Raw genomic sequence first — 16,492 nt, 5'->3', positions numbered from 1 at the left:
TTAGCCAAATATAAGAAGGTGGAATCTCAGGAGAAAGACCTGGTTCTACCTTCTTTTTTTATCCCCATAAAAAATATAGTTAGAAAAGTATGGTAAAAATCATTGACAATTTGTGACGAAATTGTGTACAATAAATTAAGACACATTTTTGTCACAATTCAAATTAAGACATTTGCAAATTGGGGGATGCACAATGAACTTTTCAGATGTGATTTTAATCGCTATTGCATGTATGAGTATTCCGCTCGTTGTTGCTATTTTTACGGACATTTTCTATGCACAGAAGAAACAACGTCAATTTTCGTTACGACGTATGTCTTTATGGTATATTTTATTTTTTGGTATTTCTTTCATTCCATCTATTTTTTTAGTTTTACCGAACTCATAATTTATTTTAAAGCCTTCCGATTGGAAGGCTTTTTTTGTAATGGAATGATGGCGATTAAGCTAAGATGAATAATGCGGAAGTTAATTCCATAATCTGTGTAGCACTGAATAAATGAAAACATAAAAAAGATGTCTATCCCCGTAAGTATAAACATCCTTCTTAATTTAAATTATGGGTTAACTTTCAACAGCAGATATTTTATATCCATTGTTTGTTTTGATAACTGTAAAATATGTTTCAGTACCAGAATCTTCATTTTCAGCGATTCGTAACGTACGGATCCAGTATTTTCCCTTGCCGTCATAATTAAACCATTCGATTTGGATTCGATTTGGAACGTTTGAATTGCTTATTGAAACGATTGGTATAGGATTTTGACCATCTTTATGTAATTCAATTTGTTTGTCGTTTTTTTCGAAAGAAACGTCATCTGTAAATAGTTTTTGCAAAGCATCTACATCTTTGGCATTGATTGCATCCTCAAATGTAGTAATTAATTTTGTAACGGCAGAATCTAACTTTGAAAGGTCGCTTTCATTTTCCAAAGGTTTTGAAGAATTTTCTAAGTTAGGATTTACAGTTACAGATGCCATTTCTTTTTCAAGTATTTCAAGTTGTTGTTTAAGCGTTTCATTTTCTTTTTGTAGTGCATCGACTTTCTTCTCTAACGCTTCTGTATCATTTCCACAACTTGCTAGTAATACTGCCCCTAATACAATAGGAATCCATTTCATTTTCACTGAAAAACCTCTTTTCATAATTGATATTAATGTAAACGTAGTTGCTCTTTTGTGAAGTTAAGATATGTTTATATTATTCATTTTGATAAGACACTTAATATGGCATTTTCCTATTAATATATAACTCAAATTACACTAGAAAAATTAAATATTACATAATATTACCATAAAACAATTGAAATTCCACCTTTAATCTGTAACACTTATAATAGAACAGTTAAAGGAGTTTTAGTTTATCTATTTATTAATGGAACTAGGTAGAAAAGGGGTTAATTAATGAAGAAATTTGTAATGTGGCTTTGCTTGCTAATTTTTTTAGTAGCTTGTTCCAAGGAAGAAAGTCGTCCAGAGGCTAAGATGAGTGTGAATGATGACATGTTAGGACAATGGCAAGGAAATATTGAAATTCCGCAATCACCATTAGAAATTATTTTATCTTTCAAAGAGAAAAGTGGTACATTATCAGTGCCTGCACAAGGGTTAAAGGACTATCCATTTAAAGAAGTTTCATATGATGGCGATAAAATTTTGGTTAAAATCGATTTACAAGGCTCGAATATCGTAATAGAAGGTAAGTTACAAGATAAATTAATAAAAGGTACATTTAAGCAAAATGGTAATGCAATACCTTTTAAATTATCCCGAAATAAAGAAGAGAAGGTAAGTTATGAACCCATTACAATCCCAGTCAAGGATGGTAATTTAAAAGTAGCCTTGCAACTCCCTGAAAAGGAAGGTTTATATCCGTTGGCGATTATAATAGCAGGTTCTGGTCCAACCGATAAAGATGGAAATACTATTGGTGCTGGTAAAAATAATAGTTTGAAAATGCTAGCTGAAGACCTAGCTAAACAGGGGATTGCATCTATTCGTTATGATAAAAGGGGAATTGGCGATAATACATCATTAGCTACAAAAGAAGAAGATGTATCAATAGAGCAATTTGTAGAAGATGTTAGCCAGGTTATAAAATACGCAAAATCAGAAAAAAAATTTAAAAGCATTCATATTATTGGGCATAGTGAGGGTTCTTTAATAGGCATGTTAGCAGCACAGAATAGTGACATTGCTTCATTTACTTCACTAGCAGGTGCAGGACGGCCAGCCGATGTAATACTGTTAGAACAACTAGAGGGGAAATTAACATCGGATTTAAAAAAAGAAACCACCGAAATCCTAGCATCATTAAAAGAAGGAAAGCCTGTGGCAACGATATCATCAGAATTACAATCATTATTTAGACCTTCTGTTCAGCCATATCTTATGTCATGGTTTAAATATGATCCAGCGAAGAGCATTCAAAAAGTAACAGCACCTGTTTTAATCATACAAGGAGCTCATGATATTCAAGTTTCAGTAAATGATGCGAGAATATTAAAGGAGCATAAAGAAAAGGCTAAAATAGTGATTGTGGATAAGATGAATCATGTTCTAAAAGATGCACCAGAGGACATAAAAGGGAATATGGCTACTTATTCAGATCCTACACTTCCACTATCTACAGTATTAGTTGAAACAATTAAAGGATTTATAAAGGAATAGATATTTAGCGTTTTAAATTTTATTGCTTATAAAAAATTCTGAATTGGAGCGTTAATGATGTGATGTTAAACTCTGCAAAATAATGGCTTTTGTGGGGATTTTAACAATACAATTGTATTATTAAGATAGTAAAACATAATATTAAAAAGACTGAACGCTGCGAACGTTCAGTCTAATGACTAGTGACCGCAGAAAAAGCGGTTGGTCCGAGGTCAGAAATAACCGTCAAACCTTATGCGGAGGGGACGGTTATTTCTTTTTTAAAAGAAAAAAGAGTATCGACAACAAAACGGAAATGAAAGCTACCCATCCAACAGAGAGTTGAATCAATAAGCTCATTGTTTCGTAAGTAGTCAATAGTATCACCTCCAATCCATTGGAAGTGACCAACCGCCCGACCTGCATAACTAGTTATCTTTATTTTACCAGATAAGGAATTAGTGTTCTAATATTTCCCTTAAATATATATACGATGGTATAATTTGGTTGTAAAGGTGCAGCTAATTTACAATTCTAATGTGACAGATGATTTCCTTAAATATATAAAATGAATGACAAGTGAAATTATATGATGTAAATAAATTAGAATTTATCTATGTTTTATACGAACGAGCAATTAAATTATTCAGTTCACATTGTTCCAGCTGGTGCTGTGTAGAAAATAGGTATAAAAGGTACGGAGTTAAAATTCTATTTCTTTTAATGGAGGGATATAAAATGAAAAAAGTATTAGTAACAGCATCTATATTATTGATGGCTACGCTCCCGGCTTCAACAAGCGCACAAAGCATTCTAGCCAAGCCAATTCAATATGGTCACGTGATGGCCCAGAATAATGTAAAAGCTGCTCCAGGTACAATAGGTCAAATAACAAATTTCGTACATGATAAAACTGGTGAATTTATTACAGTAACAGGTCATGGGCTTGCTACGACTGATCAAAGTGAAATAATTCTATCAATTACCAAAAGTACAAAAATAACTGATCCCAAAGGCAAAAAAGTGTCATTAAAAAAGATTATCGATGAAAAGAAGACTGTTAAGGCATTTTATAATCCTAAAATTACGAAGAGCCTTCCAGCGCGTGGAAAAGCACTAAAGCTTGTTGTTCAAGATCAGAACTTTACAGGAATTAATGGCACAGTATCTGAAGTGAAAGAAAGTGGGATTGTCGTAGACGGGACAGATATCTATACTTCGAACAAGAATACGATTGTTTTGCATTTCGCTGATAAAGCTCAGATATTAGACCAGAATGGAAAAGCAATCAAAGTAAGTGCCATCCAGCCAGGTATGACTGTCAAAGCATTCTATGGACCAGCTGTTACGATGAGTATTTCCGCTCAATCAACAACTGACTATGTCGTGGTTAACTTGGCAACTGAAAAAGAGGTTCAAAAGGAAGCTATAGGAACAAACGGCATTATTACGAATGTAGCAAATAACAAGTTCACCGTAATCGGGGATCCGATGAAAAAGGGAGGAGTAAATTATGTAATTCTATCGGTGGATGAGAACACCCAAATCGTCAACCAAGCAGGTAACGTACTAAGGTTAGCAGCGTTGAAGACTGATGTTCGTGTGGATACCTACTACGGTGAAATGATGACAATGGTCTACCCAGCTCAAACACATGCCGATAAAATTGTTGTGAAAGAAATGGAATACAATAAAGTTGAGGGTACAATCGTTGCATCGAATAGTACGACGAAAGGGCAAGTGTATGTCAATGTTGGATCTGATCAATCTACAGACAACTATGTAATTCTGAATATCTTGAAAGATACAAAAGTAATCCCGATGTTGGGTGGGGAAACTGAATTAAAGCCAGGTATGAAAATTTCTGCATACCATTCACCATTGATGGCAAAATCGTTACCAAGCATCACAAATGCTGAGATTGTGATTGTAACTTTCGATGACAAAGTATTGTCGCCTAAATAATAGAACATTACTATTATATATATAAGGGGATAAAACCCATTTCTTGAAAATCAATTGACAGAATTGTATAATAAGGATAGAAAAGCATAACATAAAAAGACCGAACGCTGCGAACGTTCAGTTTAGTGACTAGTAACCACAGAAAAAGTGGTTGGTCTGAGGTCAGAGATAACCGTCAAACCTTTTGTGGAGGGGACGGTTATTTTTTTTGAAAAAAAGAATGTCGATAACGTAACTGAATTAAAGGTGCTTATTCTAATTGGAAGTTGAATCGATAGGCAAGTAGATATCTAACAGAATACGATAGTGCGTTTACGTTTTAAATCGAGCTTCTCTAAGATGCTCGATTTTTTTGTGGAAATATTGTCCTAATTATCTCGAGAAAAGAATAATTTGTGAACATTTTAATGAACCATTGATTATTTGGTACTTTTTGCTATATGTTAATCATGGGCGGTATAGACCATTAGGTTGGAAGTTAATGGTATTAATATACTACTCGTTTAACTCGTGGGAATAGTAGAAACTGCATTTTAAGTGTAAATGAAGATTTTATTAGTCGAAATGTCGCTGTAGATTGTGAAAATATTAAGAATACAAAGGGGATATATATGTTTGGTAAAACGAAAGGTCATTATCAATATTTTTCATCTACACCTGGTTCAGATATTATTTCCAATGAACGTTTTCAGGAAAAACTGAACTTTTTAGGATTATCACAAGTGGGTAGGGAATCTGTCGGTGAGTTACAGGATATTTACGAGAAGAACCACGAAATGATTTTAGATAAGTTCTACGATCGTTTAATGCAAATTGATGAGTTTAAAGAAGTAATCGACCAATATTCTTCTGTAGATAAACTGAAAAAATTAATTCATAAGCATTTTATGAGCATTTTTCAAGATGAATTAGATTTAAATTATATTTTCCGTAGAAGGAAAATTGCTTATACTCATGCCAAAATAGGTGTATTACCTAACTGGATGATTTCAGCATACACACTTATCAATCAATTTATTATTCCTCTAATTGTTGAGGCATTCCCAAAAGACCGAAAGAAGATGCTAGATGTGTTACTTGCTTACGATAGTATTGTTACGATTGATCAACAGCTTATTGTTGAAACTTATATAGAAATACAAGCTGGATCCATTGTAAGTGGGTTGGGAGAAATTATTAAATATAATGTGCAATTAGATCAGATTAAAAACTTAATTCAATTCCAAGAAAGACAGGAGTTAGACGTTTTGTCGGCGAACGCATCTATGGAGCAATTAGATGCGAGTGTTGATGAAATTGCAGCATCCGTAGGAGAAGTTTCAAAGCATACTCAATCTTCATTGGAAGAATTACATAATGGTATTGATGCCTTACAAAATGTAACTCAATTATTAAAAACGACAGATGAGGGGCAGCATCAGGTACAGGATAACGTGACTGAGCTAGTTGATCGTGTGAAAAGTGTCTCTCAATTAATGGAATTCATTAAAGGGATTGCAGAACAAACAAATTTATTAGCGTTAAATGCGTCAATTGAAGCTGCTCGTGCTGGAGAATCCGGTAAAGGTTTTGCTGTTGTTGCAGAAGAGGTTCGTAAACTAGCAGATAATACAAAATCGTCTGTTCTATCAATTCATAATGATATTCAAAAGCTCTTAGAAATCACGAATAATATTGATACACTTACGAAGAAGTCAGCAGAGGACTTGCACCGTGGTGTAAATGATACAGCGAATATCTCTACGGCTTTAGCAGATTTAAACGTTGCATTACAACAACAGGGGATGCATTTTAAGGAAATTGCTAGTACTACACATCAACAGGCGTCTGCTGCAAATGATATTACAATTCGTAATAAGAATATTGCCGAAAATTCAAGCCGTAGTAAAGATATTTCCTATAAAACTGGTCAGGAAATATACGAATTAAGCAAAATGATTAATCACTATCGTACAGAAACCATTTCAAAAAACTTTATTATTAGTCAAGAAGACATAATTGAATTAACTATTACAGATCATTTATTATGGCGTTGGAGAATTTATAACTTAATGCTCGGCTTTGAACAAATGAGTGAACATGATATTTCATCGCACAAAGATTCCCGTCTTGGCGTATGGTATCACGGCAAAGGGAAGGAATTGTTAGGTACAGAGCCTGCTTATAAAGAGTTAGAAAAGCCACATGCGTTAGTACATGAAGTTGCCAAAAAAGCAGTACATGCATATAACAATGGTAACCAAGCACTTGCTGAAGAATACTTAATAGAACTGGCTGAACTTTCACAAGTAGTCATTGGTAAACTAACAACGTTAAAACAAATTATAGTGAACAGTAAAAAGCAATATATTCATTAACAATATGAAGGCTGATTAAGTCATCTCTAGTGAAGAGTTAATTTAATCGGCTTTTTTAACTTTTTGGCACTTGTTTAGTAAGAAGTAATCTATTAAAGGGGGAATAGTAAATTATTAAAATTATTATGGTGAATGGACCTAATTAATTGAATAATGGAGAGAAAAATAGCGTTAAAAAAATTGACCATTTCATAGGATAGAATGTTCAATTTTTTTTAAGATGGAATCTTACATATCCCTGTCAGTACTGAATTAGTAGAGAAATTAAAGTCTCTTAAATTTAACGTTTTTTGTTCACAAAAAGAATGAATTATATGCTATAGTTAGGCTAATCACGATTGTTTAAATATGGTATTTGTATAAGGCGATTCCCCTGTCTTGAGATGAACATATTTATATTAAGTTATTATTAATAATATTGTAATCGAATTTTAATATTTCCTTGCAACCTAATCCTATATTATTTGTCCTGTTAAATAGAAAGTATGAAATGAGTGAAAAGGTTGTCAGATATACTGTATTACCTACTTGAAATGATACCTGTTATGATTATAGCGATTCCTTTTGTTGTTTATTTACGATTTAAGTCTCGCAAAAGAAAAGGGAATCCACCGACCAATAGGTGGCATGAAATAGGATTATTGTTCTTTTCTGTGTATGTAATTGGTCTGTTCTATGAAACAATCGTACCTAGAAATGGCATGAGTCTACAGAATTTTCAAATGCGTTTTCAAGAGGATATAATTTTAGGTGTGAATTTAAAGTTGTTCCAAGTGTTTACTGACGTGTATAACGCCATTCATTATTTAGATTTATGGCAGCCATTTTTCATTAACTTTCTAGGTAATATAGCCATCTTCATGCCAATTGGATTTTTACTACCTCTGTTATGGCACAAGATGGAGATGTTCCCTTATGTTTTTATCACAGCATTGAGCTTATCTGTCTTTATCGAAACGATTCAACTACCTCAAATGCGTAGTACTGATGTAGATGATCTTTGGTTAAATACATTGGGCTCGGTATTAGGCTATCTTGTATATAAAGGGATTAAAAAGTGGATACCGCTTATCGGGTCAAAATGTAAGCAAATTGTTTAATTTACGAACTTTCGGGTATGGGTAATAAAGCAATTTATGTAAGAAGGGGTTTTTTATATGATTGAACAAAGAGAACAATTAATAGAAGATAGTAAAAAGATGCATATCATAGATGATTTAATGGCTTTAGGTGTTTTTAAAGTAAATGATAAACAGCTTTATCAAGTATCTATTGAAGAGCTTGTGGAAGAATATCAAAAGCATTGTCAATAAAAGATTGCTACTTTGTGGCAGTCTTTTTCAATTTTGTGAGAAAATAGTACAATAATCACGAATATTAGGCGATAAAATGACTTTATCATTAGGTACAAACATTGGAGAAATTGAAAAAATAGCGTATAATTACTATGTGATTTTTAATTATTAAGCAAACTAAAGTATGTAAAAATATAAGACTGATTGTAACGAGATAGGAGAATTTAAATATATGTGTGGATTTACAGGATTTATAGGTGAGGTTTCAAACCCTGACGTAGTGTTAGAGAATATGATGAACCAAATTATTCACCGTGGACCAGACTCTGCAGGTACTTATACAGATGGCGAGGCTGCACTTGGTTTCCGTCGTTTAAGTATTATTGACCTAGCAAATGGTAGCCAGCCTTTATACAATGAAGACCAATCGTTAGTATTGATCTTTAATGGTGAAATTTATAACTATCAAGATATCCGTAAAGATTTAGTAGAAAAAGGTCATACATTTAAAACTGAAACGGATAGTGAAGTTTTAATTCATGGTTATGAAGAATACGGTACTAAATTAGTAACGAAACTACGTGGTATGTTCGCATTCGTTATTTGGGATCGCAACAACAAACGATTATTTGCTGCACGCGATATGTTCGGTATTAAACCTTTCTATTATGGTCATATGAACGGTACTTTAATGTTCGGTTCAGAAATTAAAACATTCTTGCCACATCCACATTTCGATAAAGTATTAAATGAAAAAGCGTTGAAACCTTATTTAACATTCCAATTCCCAGTGTTAAATGAAACATTCTTTAAAGGTGTTTTCAAATTGCCAGCTGCTCACTATATGACGTACGAAAACGGTAAAGTGACTACTACTCGCTACTGGGAACCAAAATTCAACCCTGAAGAGCGTCCACTTGACGAAATCGTTGAAGAAATCGATAGTGTTGTACGTGATTCGATTAAAGCTCATAAAATCTCGGATGTTAAAGTAGGTTCATTCCTATCTAGTGGTGTTGACTCAAGTTATGTAGCTTCTGTATTAAAACCAGATAAAACATTCTCAGTTGGCTTTAGCGCTCAAAACTTCTCTGAGATTGACAATGCAAAAGAACTTTCTAAAGAGCTTGGAATTGAAAATATCAACGAAGTGCTTGATCCAGATGAATGCTTCAACAAAATTGAGGAAATTCAATATATTATGGATGAACCTCATTCAAATCCATCTATCGTACCACTTTATTTCTTAGCAGAACTTGCACGTAAACATGTAACAGTTGTGTTATCTGGTGAAGGTGCCGATGAATTATTCGGTGGTTATGAAGAGTATGATGAATCAGCTCCTATGAAAAAATATAAAAAAGTACCGGACTTCATCCGTCGTCCAGTATCAGAAATAGCCAAAAAACTTCCAGAAGTAAGAGGTAAACACTTCTTGATGAAAGGTGGCTTACCAGTAGAAGAAACGTTTATTGGACAAGCTCATATTTTCGAAGAGCAAGAGGCAACTGATATTTTAACAGCTAAATATAACAATGCACCGACAGTCAAAGACATCGTTATGCCTGTTTATAAAAAAGCTGCAGGTGAAGACGATTTAACGAAAAAACAAATCTTAGACTTAAACTTATGGTTAGTCGACGATATTTTATTAAAAGCAGATAAAATGAGTATGGCGCACTCAATTGAATTACGCGTACCATTCCTTGATAAAGAAGTAATGAAAGTTGCTTCGAAAGTACCGTCTCGCTACCGTATTAATGAAGTAGATACGAAGTATGCATTCCGAGTAGCTTCTAAACGTGCATTGCCAGAAGCATGGGCTAACCGAAAAAAAATCGGTTTCCCAGTACCAATTCGTTTATGGATACAAGAAGAGAAATACTTCAACAAGATTAAAGAATCATTTGAATCTCCAGAAGCAGCACAATTCTTTGACCAACAAGCAATCGTTAAATTATTAACAGACCACTATGAAGGCAAAGCGAAAAATCAACGTAAAATCTGGACAATTTATATGTTCTTAGTTTGGTACAAAAAATATTTTAGCTAAAAACAAGTGACAAGTAGAAGGGATCATCAGCATTGGATAAGAGAGGTAAAATGCCAATGAGGCTGCTCCTCTTTTGCTTTGTAATGCTGGTAGCGGTGAGCGGTTGCAATAGCATTTCCCCAGCAAAAGAAAAGCAGCAAAATGAGGGCATAAAAGTACTCATTGTTGAATTCGGTAGCCGCACGCCGATACCAGATATGAAAGTGACCGTCCGAGATATGGAGACGGATGAGGATGTAACGACAGCAACTGGGGATATAGAAGGTGAAGCTATCGTTACTGACTTACAAGAAGGGCATCAATATTTGTTTGTCACTTCATCGATTTATACAGATGAAAGTGAACAAAAAAAAAGCGTCGGTAAAGTTGTAACAATTGAAGAAGATATGGGCTATGTAGTTTTAGAGACATATTTTGAGCGTGAGGCACAGCAATTAGATGTGCCGATTATAATGCAAAATCCTGAACTACCCCATGGCTGTGAAATCACAGCTTTAACAGCAGCACTTAATTATTATGGGCTAAATCTATCAAAAACAAAGATGGCTAAAAACTACTTACCAAAACAAGAGATTGTTGAAAAAGGCAATAAAAGAATAGGTCCCGATCCAGCGAAAGCATATGCGGGTGACCCATTTAACAAACATACAGGCACATATGTCTTTGCACCAGTTATTGAAAAGGCAGCTAAGAAAATAGCCAAAGATAAAGACGTATCGTTGCAAGTAGAAAATGTAAGTGGTCAAAGTTCTAAGGAAATAATCTCGCTCGTACAAGAGGGAATACCTGTTGTAGTTTGGGTTACACTTGATTTATCCAAGCCTACTTTCAAAGAAGGCTGGTGGATTAAAGGAACAAATAACAAGCTGGATATGTATCGTAATCTTCATGCTGTAGTCCTAATCGGGCATATAGATGATAAAGTAATTGTGATGGATCCGTTACATGGCTATGTTTCTCACGATGAAACTAGGTTCTTCAAAAGCTATAAGAAACTCGGATCACAAGCTGTTGCAATTCGGAAGTAATCATCACAGGGGGATTGCCCTCTGTGATTTTTTGATAAGGGTACATAAGTCGTATATGAACATTCGAAAAGAATTTGCGAAATATGTTACACTAATGGCAAAACAATAGATTATAAGTGAGATGATATACAATGGCAGAACAACCATTTTTACCAATATTAATCGGATCCGATATGAATGCATATGGAATGGCTCGTTCATTTTATGAAGTATACGGTATTAAACCAATCGTTATCGGTCGTTCACATTTAACAGCAACACAAAATAGTAGTATTCTTCACTTTGTACAAGTACCCAATATAAACAAACAAGAAAATTTTGTAGATGAATTGGTGAAAGTGGCAAAGAAATATTCTCATAAGAAATTATTGCTATTAGCTTGTGGCGATGATTATGCAAAGCTAATTATTAAAAACAAACCTGAGTTAATCAAATACTTCACAGTGCCGTATATTGATGAATCATTAATGGACCAAATTTTGTTGAAAGAAAACTTCTACAAAATGTGTGAGAAATATAATTTCAGCTATCCAAAAACTGATACATGCACGTACGAGACATATGAAGGCTTTGACGTAAAATTCAAATATCCTATTATTATTAAAGCCTCTAACTCGGTTGAATACTGGGCATGTAGCTTCCCAGGTAAGAAAAAAGTATTCGTGGCACATGATGAAGCAGAGAAAACAGCAATTTTAAAAGCTATTTATAGCTCATCATATAAAGACCATTTAATTATCCAAGAATTCATCCCTGGTGACGATTCGTATATGCGTGTATTGAACGCCTATGTTGGACAAGATGGTAAAGTGAAATTGATGTCTCTTGGTAATCCAATCCTTGAAGAACATTCACCAGAAGGTATTGGTAGTTATGCAGCAATCATTAACACATATGATAAAGAAATCATGGACCGAGTACGTGTTTTCCTAGAAGATATCGGTTACACAGGCTTTGCTAACTTTGATATGAAGTACGATTCTCGTGATGGCGAATATAAATTATTCGAAATCAATTTACGTAACGGTCGTAGTAGCTACTACGTAACAGCAAGTGGACATAACTTGATGAAGTATGTAGCAGATGACCGTATGTTAGGCAAAGATTTAGGTTTAACATATGCGAAAGAAAAGCATTTATGGATGATCATCCCTAAAGGCGTTCTATTCAAATATGCTCAAAATGAGGAACTAAAAGCAGAAGCAAAACGTTTAATCAGAGCCGGTAAAATGACGAATTCGTTATATTATAAAAAAGACTTTAACATTAAACGTTGGTTTAAATTAACGCTAAACAATTTGAACTATTACCGCAAATACAAAAAATATTTTAATAACAAAGGTTTGTCTTAAGTATGAATAAAAAAACGTTAGGTATTATTGGCGGAGTAGGACCACTTGCGACAATGCTTGTAGGAGAAATGATTGTTCGCAGAACGAAAGCTATCAAAGATCAGGAACATGTGCATTGTATTATAGACAATGACACAAGGATTCCTGACAGAACAGCTCATATTCTGAATCCATCTGAACCAAGTCCAGTACCCTTAATGGTTGAGGATACGCATAAGCTAGCAACTGCTGGAGCAGAGCTAATTGCAATCCCTTGTAACACAGCACATTCATTTTATGATGAGCTACAAGAAAACTCACCAGTACCAGTACTGCATATGATTCGAGAAACAGCAAATAAAGCGAAACAACTCGGTGCTAAACGTGTTGGAGTATTAGCAACGATTGGTACGCTGACCTCAGGAGTTTATCAACAAGCATTGGAAGAGGTTGGTTTAGAACCAGTTATTCCAAATCAACAACTACAAAAGCAAGTCATGTCTATCATTTATGATAGTGTAAAAGCAGGTAAAGCTGTTACACGTGATGAATGGAATGTGATCGAAGAGGCGATAAAAGCAGAAGGTTGTGATCGTATAGTTTTAGGATGTACTGAGCTTTCGATTGTAAACCGTGAGTTAGCTCTTGATGATTCTTATATTGATTCGTTACTTGTACTTGCTGATTGTGCTATTGTTAGTTGTGGATATGAATTACTAGATTAGAGCGTAAAAACCTGTCCTTATCTCAATTAAAGGGCAGGTTTTTATATAAAAACTATATTTCACATTCTGTATATGTGAATGAGAGAAGGTGGAACAGCAATGTCTTTTTTAACTTTATTAAACGAAGATTTACAAAAAAAATGGACTTTCGAACATACAATGCCAATCCAAGATGAAATGATTCCTGCATTACTTGAAGGCAAGGACGTAGTAGCAGAATCTCCAACAGGAACAGGTAAAACACTTGCATATCTATTGCCAATTTTACAAACAGTTGATGGTTCTAAAAAAGCGACACAAGCACTAATTATCGCTCCATCACAAGAGTTGTGTATGCAAATCGTTGAAGTTATCCGTACGTGGGTTGCAGGAACGAACATTACAGTTGTTCCGTTAATAGGCGGTGCAAATCCACAACGTCAAATTGATAAACTAAAGAAAAAGCCAACGATCGTTGTCGGTACACCAGGACGTCTAAATGAATTAGTAAAAGCAAAAAAACTAAAGCTTCATGAACTAACGAAAATTATCCTTGATGAAGGGGATCAGCTTCTTAGTCGTGACTATCGCGTATTAGTAAAATCATTTATCGACGGAGCAAGCCATGGCCGTCAAGTAGCCGTTGTTTCTGCAACGATTACTGAAGAAATCGAGCTAGTTGCTGCACGTATGATGAATGAGCCTGTACGTTTCAAAGTTAACTTAGATGAAATGCCAAACCAAGGTAAAGTAACTCACTCATTTATGAAAATTGAAGAAAGAAATAAAACAGAGATGTTACGCAAACTTTCAAATGTAAATGGTTTACGTGGTTTAGCATTCGTAAATAATTTAGACCAATTATTAATGAAAGAAACAAAGCTTTCATACCGTGCTGCACCAATTGTTGTTTTACACTCAGAAATGAAAAAAGAAGAGCGTAAAAAAGCACTTGATTCATTCCGTAAAGGGGAAGCACGTATTTTAATCGCGACAGATGTAGCTGCACGTGGATTAGACATTGAAGGCCTAACGCATGTAATACATGTGGATGTACCACATACAATGGAGCAATACTTACATCGTTCAGGCCGTACAGGACGTGCAGGAGCAGATGGTGAAGTATTAACATTACTTGCACACCATGAAGAGCATACGTATCGTAAATGGACTCGTGAGCTACCATCAAAACCCGTTGGAAAAACGTGGACAGCTGGTAAATTAATCGAAGGAACAACCAAACCTACTGTGAAAAGGGGCAAATAAGTATGACATTCCAGGAGAAATTAGCGCAATTTGCTGAGCTTGCTGTAAAAGTAGGCGTCAATATTCAAAAAGGTCAAACACTTCTAATTAACACGACTACGGATACAATTGAATTCACACGCTTAGTTGTAAAAGAAGCTTATACAGCAGGAGCAGGCCGCGTTACAGTCAATTTCTCTGATGGAGAAATTGACCGCGCTTTTTTTGACAATGCTCCTGAGGATGAATTTGCAAAATACCCTCGTTGGATTAGCGAGCAACGTAACGAGCTAATTGAACGTAAAGGTGCATTATTGTGGATTGATGCCGCGGATCCAGATCTATTATCAGGTGTCCCTGTGTCTAAGCTATCTGCACAGCAAAAAGCAGCAGGTAAAGCATTAACGAATTACCGTAATGCTGTGATGAATGACAAAATTGCATGGGCAATTATTGCCGTACCATCAAAGCAATGGGCAGCGAAAGTTTTCCCAGATGTAGAAGTTGATAAGCAAGTAGAAGCCTTATGGGAAGCAATTTTCAAAACGGTTCGTATTGGTGAAGGAAATGCTGTTGAAAACTGGAAAGGCCATTTAGTAAATCTATACACACGTGCGGATATACTGAATGCTAAACGCTATGCAAAACTTCATTACACAGCACCAGGAACTGATTTGACAATTGAATTACCTATCAAACATATTTGGCAAACTGGTGCTAGTAAAACACCAGAGAATACTTCGTTTGTAGCTAATATGCCGACGGAAGAAGTATATACAATGCCATCTAAATACGGAGTAAACGGAGTTGTATCGAATACAAAACCACTTGTCTTCCAAGGCAATATCATTGATGATTTCAAGCTAACATTTGAAAACGGCAAAATCATCAAAGCGGAAGCTCGCGTTGGGAACGATTTACTACAAGAATTAATCAAAGCTGATGAAGGTTCAAAATATCTTGGTGAAGTAGCATTAGTACCACATGAATCACCAATCTCTGCATCAAATATTCTTTACTACAACACATTATTTGATGAAAATGCTTCTAATCACTTAGCTATTGGTGAAGCCTACCCAACATGTTACGAAGGTGGTAGTGCTCTATCTCAAGAACAATTAGAAGAACATGGTATTAATACTTCTATTACACATGAAGATTTCATGATTGGTAGTGCCGACATGAATATCGACGGTGTTTTAACAGATGGTACAGTAGAACCAATCTTCCGCAACGGTAGTTGGGCATTTTAATTAAATACGTAAAAACTGGTACGCTCCCTTGGGACGTACCAGTTTTTTTATCGTTATAGAAGAATGTAGATTGAGTATATTTATCCTTAAATTGAAATAGAGAAGACGTGAATATTCTGCTAAATAACAATCAAAGGAGTTAGCGCAACAAACGTCTCAGTTAGTGCAACAATCAAATGAGTTAGCGCAACAATCAAATGACTTATTACAACAAACATCCCAGTTAGAGCAACAATCGAATTGGTATGCCACCTCAGGGATATTCCATTTTTTATAGGTAAGAAATGAGTGGGAATTGCGCGATATACAGCTTGAAATTAGGATGTAGAAGACGTGAATATTCTGCTAAATAACAATCAAGTGAGTTAGCGCAATAAACATCTCAGTTAGTGCAACAATCAAAGGAGTTACTACAACAATCAAATGAGTTACTACAACAAACATCCCAGTTAGAGCAACAATCGAATTGATATGCCACCTCAGGAATATCCCATTTTTTATAGGTAAGAAATGAATGGGAATTGCGCGATATACAGCTTGAAATTAGGATGTAGAAGACGTGAATATTCTGCTAAATAACAATCAAGTGAGTTAGCGCAATAAACATCTCAG

General features: G+C 34.9%; 13 protein-coding genes. 12 read left to right on the top strand and 1 reads right to left on the bottom strand.

Features of this window, described 5'->3' with window-relative positions; translation table 11 throughout:
* The first annotated feature begins 193 nt into the window (after positions 1 to 193).
* Positions 194 to 388: a hypothetical protein gene (locus ACQKMD_RS04915; RefSeq protein WP_427749987.1), complete on the top strand. Its 195-nt coding sequence runs from the start codon at positions 194 to 196 to the stop codon at positions 386 to 388.
* A 176-nt stretch (positions 389 to 564) separates the two neighbouring features.
* On the opposite strand, the gene ACQKMD_RS04910 is transcribed toward ACQKMD_RS04915, so the two are convergent.
* The gene (locus ACQKMD_RS04910; RefSeq protein WP_427749985.1) at positions 565 to 1,128 is read right to left on the bottom strand and encodes a hypothetical protein; all 564 of its coding nucleotides are present in this window, start codon (positions 1,126 to 1,128) and stop codon (positions 565 to 567) included.
* A gap of 276 nt (positions 1,129 to 1,404) precedes the next feature.
* Between ACQKMD_RS04910 and ACQKMD_RS04905 the strand changes: the two genes are divergently transcribed.
* From ACQKMD_RS04905 to ACQKMD_RS04855, 11 genes are all read left to right on the top strand, one after another.
* Positions 1,405 to 2,670: an alpha/beta hydrolase gene (locus ACQKMD_RS04905; protein WP_427749983.1), complete on the top strand. Its 1,266-nt coding sequence runs from the start codon at positions 1,405 to 1,407 to the stop codon at positions 2,668 to 2,670.
* Positions 2,671 to 3,387: 717 nt separating this feature from the next.
* The gene (locus ACQKMD_RS04900; RefSeq protein WP_427749981.1) at positions 3,388 to 4,614 is read left to right on the top strand and encodes a peptidase; all 1,227 of its coding nucleotides are present in this window, start codon (positions 3,388 to 3,390) and stop codon (positions 4,612 to 4,614) included.
* Positions 4,615 to 5,225: 611 nt separating this feature from the next.
* Entirely contained in the window at positions 5,226 to 6,971 is a 1,746-nt protein-coding gene (locus tag ACQKMD_RS04895) for a methyl-accepting chemotaxis protein (RefSeq protein WP_427749980.1), read from the top strand.
* Positions 6,972 to 7,474: 503 nt separating this feature from the next.
* Positions 7,475 to 8,071 (top strand): VanZ family protein, encoded by a 597-nt coding sequence (locus tag ACQKMD_RS04890; protein WP_427749978.1) that lies wholly within the window; start codon positions 7,475 to 7,477, stop codon positions 8,069 to 8,071.
* 57 nt (positions 8,072 to 8,128) lie between these two features.
* On the top strand, positions 8,129 to 8,284 hold the full coding sequence (locus ACQKMD_RS04885; protein ID WP_427749976.1) for a Fur-regulated basic protein FbpA: 156 nt from the start codon (positions 8,129 to 8,131) through the stop codon (positions 8,282 to 8,284).
* A 214-nt stretch (positions 8,285 to 8,498) separates the two neighbouring features.
* Positions 8,499 to 10,319 carry an asparagine synthase (glutamine-hydrolyzing) gene (gene asnB / locus ACQKMD_RS04880; protein ID WP_427749975.1) on the top strand — a complete coding sequence of 607 codons (1,821 nt, stop codon included), beginning with the start codon at positions 8,499 to 8,501 and terminating at the stop codon, positions 10,317 to 10,319.
* A 32-nt stretch (positions 10,320 to 10,351) separates the two neighbouring features.
* Positions 10,352 to 11,347 (top strand): C39 family peptidase, encoded by a 996-nt coding sequence (locus ACQKMD_RS04875; protein WP_427749973.1) that lies wholly within the window; start codon positions 10,352 to 10,354, stop codon positions 11,345 to 11,347.
* A 131-nt stretch (positions 11,348 to 11,478) separates the two neighbouring features.
* Positions 11,479 to 12,699, top strand: a complete 1,221-nt coding sequence (locus ACQKMD_RS04870; RefSeq protein WP_427749971.1) for an ATP-grasp domain-containing protein — start codon at positions 11,479 to 11,481, stop codon at positions 12,697 to 12,699.
* A 2-nt stretch (positions 12,700 to 12,701) separates the two neighbouring features.
* A complete protein-coding gene (locus ACQKMD_RS04865) occupies positions 12,702 to 13,403 on the top strand; it encodes an aspartate/glutamate racemase family protein (RefSeq protein ID WP_427749969.1) in 702 nt (233 codons plus the stop codon).
* 99 nt (positions 13,404 to 13,502) lie between these two features.
* On the top strand, positions 13,503 to 14,648 hold the full coding sequence (locus ACQKMD_RS04860; RefSeq protein WP_427749967.1) for a DEAD/DEAH box helicase: 1,146 nt from the start codon (positions 13,503 to 13,505) through the stop codon (positions 14,646 to 14,648).
* A 2-nt stretch (positions 14,649 to 14,650) separates the two neighbouring features.
* On the top strand, positions 14,651 to 15,880 hold the full coding sequence (locus ACQKMD_RS04855; protein ID WP_427749965.1) for an aminopeptidase: 1,230 nt from the start codon (positions 14,651 to 14,653) through the stop codon (positions 15,878 to 15,880).
* Positions 15,881 to 16,492 lie beyond the last annotated feature (612 nt).

It is taken from the genome of Viridibacillus sp. NPDC096237, from assembly GCF_050278625.1.
GTDB lineage: Bacteria > Bacillota > Bacilli > Bacillales_A > Planococcaceae > Viridibacillus.
The sequence above is the reverse complement of the archived record's forward strand: the minus strand, read 5'-3'. Positions and strand labels throughout refer to the sequence as shown.